Origin of the sequence: Salinivibrio sp. SS2, assembly GCF_001722075.1 — a bacterium.
GTDB classification, from domain to species: Bacteria; Pseudomonadota; Gammaproteobacteria; order Enterobacterales; family Vibrionaceae; genus Salinivibrio; species Salinivibrio proteolyticus.
On sequence record NZ_MEBP01000144.1, the window covers coordinates 1 to 3,873 of the forward strand.

Here is a 3,873-nt window from a genome sequence, read left to right on the forward strand (position 1 = left end):
CTGTAGCTTTGTCTATGGTTAGTGGTTAAAGATCTGTAGCTTCCTGTCCTGCAGACTGTGAGGTGCAGTTTGATTAGTTCGCATCAGGCGTGCCATTTTCGCGACAGACTTCGTTGACCTTTCGGCCTGCTTCGACTTCCTTCAAGATCTTTACGATTTGTGTTTCTGTGTAGCGTGATTTTTTCATCATGCGTTCTCCGTTTGTTTCAGTGTAAACGGAAAACCTCTAATTGCTAATGACCAGTTTTTTGGGGAGGGTTACAGATCAATAGGGCATGGTTCTGATGATGATGGACGATGGTGGGTAAAGTTCAGCATCGATATTGGTCATGAGCTGGCGTGGCAGACGGTTCAAGAGTTTGGGCACGTACTCAATTACCTTTCAGTGAATGAGAGGTTGCCAACTTCTTTCCACCCAGTATCTCCGCCGCCATACATGAATGGCGGGCCAGATGAATTTCTATCTTGGGTAATCGAGTGCCACGATCCTGAGTTCAAACCTGGAACTTGTGCCAAGTGGCTAGAGGGAAGGCTACCAAATCCAGTAGCGGATCTCGAACAATGGGAAATGGACTAAACACACTTAACCAGGGGCTCAAGCCGACCGGTTTGCGCTGGCGTTCCAACCGGCGGCTTAGCCCAGGCGTTAGTTGCTAGGTGAAAAATTAGGTTGTTGGAGATAATCAAGTTGGTTCAAATATACGGCGCTGAGGAGACCAAAGCGTTCTGCTGTAATTGCAAAAAGGTGACGCTTCATAAGTATGAAAGCTTCTCTAAACCTGGTGAAGCCACGGGAAAAGAAGTTAAAGGTTTCTTTTCTGGCTTATTTTCAGCAATAGCGAGTGCGTTAATGGAAGGTGAGACTTCAGGTGATTACAAGTGCAAAGTCTGCGGTACAAACTTACATACACCAGACTACCTAGATTAAGGTTGTAGATCTCGGCAGGTGGTAAGTTTCACAACTAACAATAGAATTTATGGGTGATTCACAACGCTAATCGCTCTTACTTCAAGCAATTTTAGTGTTTATGGCACAATGCTTTAGGTAGGTGGTTAGCGTTGTTCACACCTTGATTTGGCGTTAGGGCGCAAGGAGTAAAATTATGATTAGTCACATAGATCATATTGTCCTTACAGTTTCTGACATAGAAAAATCAGTAGATTTTTACAAACGGGTTTTGTGCATGGATGAAGTCACTTTTTCCAACGGTCGGAAAGCTGTAACGTTTGGAAATCAGAAAATTAACTTTCAGCTTCTGGGTCAAGAACCGCGAAATATAGCCAATGTGGGTTCAGGTGATGTTTGCTTAATTACTGATTGGTCATTGGCGTCAGTGATAGAGCATTTGGTCAAAGAAAATGTCAAGATCATTGAGGGTCCCGTAGAAAAATCAGGAGCTGCTGGTTCAATCCAATCGGTCTATTTTTTGGATCTTGATAAGAATTTAATCGAAGTCAGCGTATACCAATAGGTTCTGCGCCCTAACAATAAAATTTAAGGGTGATGGTTTAGGTCAGGTGTAAGCGCTGCTGACTACCAACGCGGCATTATAACAACAGGGAGATTTTCGTGAACGTAACAGTTTTAGATGACTATCAGGATGTGGTGAGAACGTTAGATTGTTTCGAATTACTATCACATCACGATGTGTCTATTTTGAACGAAACATTTCCTGAGTCGGAGTTGGTCGCTAAGCTAAAGCACACAGAGTGTCTTGTTTTAATACGAGAACGTACAGTCATTACAGAGTCACTGCTTGCACAGTTACCTAACCTTAAAGTCATCAGTCAAACAGGTAAAGTTAGCAATCATATTGATGTCCGCTTATGCGAAAAATATGGAGTAAAGGTATTTGAGGGGCGTGGCTCTCCTGTTGCTCCTTCGGAATTAGCTTGGGCACTGATTATGGCGGCAAGTCGCCACGTACCAACTTATTCAGCTAATCTCCAAAATGATAAATGGCAAAACTCTGGAGTGCTTGGTTTAGGTCGTACTCTAAAGGGCTTGAAGCTTGGTATTTGGGGCTACGGAAAAATTGGACAACGAATTGCTCAATATGCAAAAGCATTTGAAATGTCAGTGGTTGTTTGGGGTAGTGCGCAATCAAGAAATCTTGCAATTGAACACGACTTTGAGGCCGCTGCGTCAAAGGAAGCATTTTTCTCTGGTTCGGATATTGTATCACTTCACTTACGTTTGAATGAGGTAACTAGGGCGTGTGTAACAGCTCAGGACTTAAGCTTAATGAAGCCTGACTCTTTATTTGTAAATATTAGTCGCTCAGAGCTTGTCGCGACCTCTGCGTTATACAACGAACTGGTGGCGACCCCAACTAAGCGAGCTGCCGTTGATGTATTTGACAATGAACCAGCATCGCTTGATAGCGAACCTTTATTATCGTTACCTAACGTAACGGCTACCCCACATTTAGGGTATGTAGAGCAAAACAGCTATGAGCTTTACTTCAAAATAGCATTCGAGAATATTTTAGCTTTCGAGCGGGGTAAGGCATAAACATCAGCATCGAGGAAACCGTTATTATAACAATAAACTGAAGCAGCTTCTGTCAACGCATGGTGTTTCCAGTCCCATTGAACCACCGTATTACAGTTGTTGTGTTTGGGTTTGGTTGTTATGCGTTGCCAGCCCCTTAGGCTAGCCTCAGGAAAATGGAGATAGACGTGAGTTTAAGGAAAATTGAAGTCGTAGATTTTCAGTCGTCGTGGGCTGATGATTTTAATCGAGAAAAAGCGTCAATCTGTAATGCGTTAAGCAAAGAAAATGTGGTGGGAGTTCACCACATCGGTAGCACTTCAGTTGAAGGTTTATGTGCGAAACCAATTATAGATATTCTGCTTGAAGTTAAATGTCTCAGTGAGCTGGATGAGCAAAGCTACCTGATGGAATCGTTGGGTTATCTCGCTAAAGGTGAGTTTGGTATCCCGGGTAGGCGCTACTTTCAAAAAGGTGGGGTTCAACGAACTCATCAAGTCCACGCCTTTCTAACAGGTTCACATGAAGCGCAAAGACACATTGCTTTTAAAGAGTATCTTATTGCTTTTCCTGAAGTGGCCGATGAGTATGGTGTGTTAAAGAAAACGGGTGCAGCAATCTGCAACAATGACATAGATGTATATTGCCGCCATAAAGATAGCTTTATTAAAGAGCATGAGGCTAAGGCTCTCACGTGGAAGTTTGCGTAACACATATGAGGCCTTCTCCGGTCAATAGGTAATAGCATTTTTTTGCCTGCGCCAGCAGCCAATGCTCTCGAACAGCAAAGTCGTCTACTTCGTTCTGTCATTTCAACCATTAAGTCATTGCTTACGGCAAACACATATAGAAGGTCTCTTACTGCCGTCTATCGCGACAAAGGTCACTCACCCAATACCAGCAATGCATACACTCGACGCCGACAACAATGTGGTCTTGAAAGGGCGCAAGAATGTCTAAGAGTGCGTCAGGGTTGGTGTCAACTTTCTTATGAACCACGGTGTTACCCGCAGAATCAATGATACAGACGTAAAGAATGCGCGCATGCAGATCGATGTCGCAGTAATAAACGTGCTGTGGATTATAAAATGTCATCGAGTCTTCTCCTTTTTGGATTTGTCGCCTTCCAGCTTAGCCTGCTGGTTAAGCTGGAGGAGAAGGCTCAATGAGTATCAAGGCCTGCCAAAACCGCCGCTTCGCTTTGGTTTGATCCCCCCTCTTGCTGGCGGCGTTAACCACTTTCTACGAGTAGTCGTATCAGAATTAGATGGAGTATAAATGGGCGTTGTTGATCAAATCATTCACCTAACGCACTGATCCCAATGGGGTTGCCCCCATCAATCAACTCGGTAACTAACAGGCAAACACATATCCTAACA

The 3,873-nt window shown here is 43.7% G+C and carries 4 protein-coding genes and 2 pseudogenes; 4 read left to right on the forward strand and 2 right to left on the reverse strand.

What is annotated here, in order from left to right:
• Nucleotides 1-79: 79 nt before the first annotated feature.
• Nucleotides 80-187: pseudogene (locus tag BGK46_RS17265) on the reverse strand (transposase); the annotation flags it as partial.
• A 501-nt stretch (nucleotides 188-688) separates the two neighbouring features.
• Between BGK46_RS17265 and BGK46_RS17940 the strand changes: the two are divergent.
• The 4 genes from BGK46_RS17940 (at nucleotide 689) to BGK46_RS16990 (ending at nucleotide 3,204) form a co-directional block, all read left to right on the forward strand.
• Nucleotides 689-928, forward strand: a complete 240-nt coding sequence (locus BGK46_RS17940; protein WP_084781574.1) for a hypothetical protein — start codon at nucleotides 689-691, stop codon at nucleotides 926-928.
• Between the two features lie 175 nt (nucleotides 929-1,103).
• Nucleotides 1,104-1,472 carry a VOC family protein gene (locus BGK46_RS16980; RefSeq protein ID WP_069591323.1) on the forward strand — a complete coding sequence of 123 codons (369 nt, stop codon included), beginning with the start codon at nucleotides 1,104-1,106 and terminating at the stop codon, nucleotides 1,470-1,472.
• Nucleotides 1,473-1,570: 98 nt separating this feature from the next.
• The gene (locus BGK46_RS16985) at nucleotides 1,571-2,515 is read left to right on the forward strand and encodes a D-2-hydroxyacid dehydrogenase family protein (RefSeq protein ID WP_069591324.1); all 945 of its coding nucleotides are present in this window, start codon (nucleotides 1,571-1,573) and stop codon (nucleotides 2,513-2,515) included.
• A gap of 167 nt (nucleotides 2,516-2,682) precedes the next feature.
• The gene (locus BGK46_RS16990; protein WP_069591326.1) at nucleotides 2,683-3,204 is read left to right on the forward strand and encodes a GrpB family protein; all 522 of its coding nucleotides are present in this window, start codon (nucleotides 2,683-2,685) and stop codon (nucleotides 3,202-3,204) included.
• Between the two features lie 160 nt (nucleotides 3,205-3,364).
• Here the strand turns inward: BGK46_RS16990 and BGK46_RS16995 are convergent.
• Nucleotides 3,365-3,589: pseudogene (locus BGK46_RS16995) on the reverse strand (IS110 family transposase); the annotation flags it as partial.
• Between the last annotated feature and the right edge of the window lie 284 nt (nucleotides 3,590-3,873).

Coding starts and splice junctions, on each gene's coding strand:
- BGK46_RS16980 (WP_069591323.1), top strand. CDS start 1,104: ATGATTAGTCACATAGATCATATTGTCCTTACAGTTTCTGACATAGAA.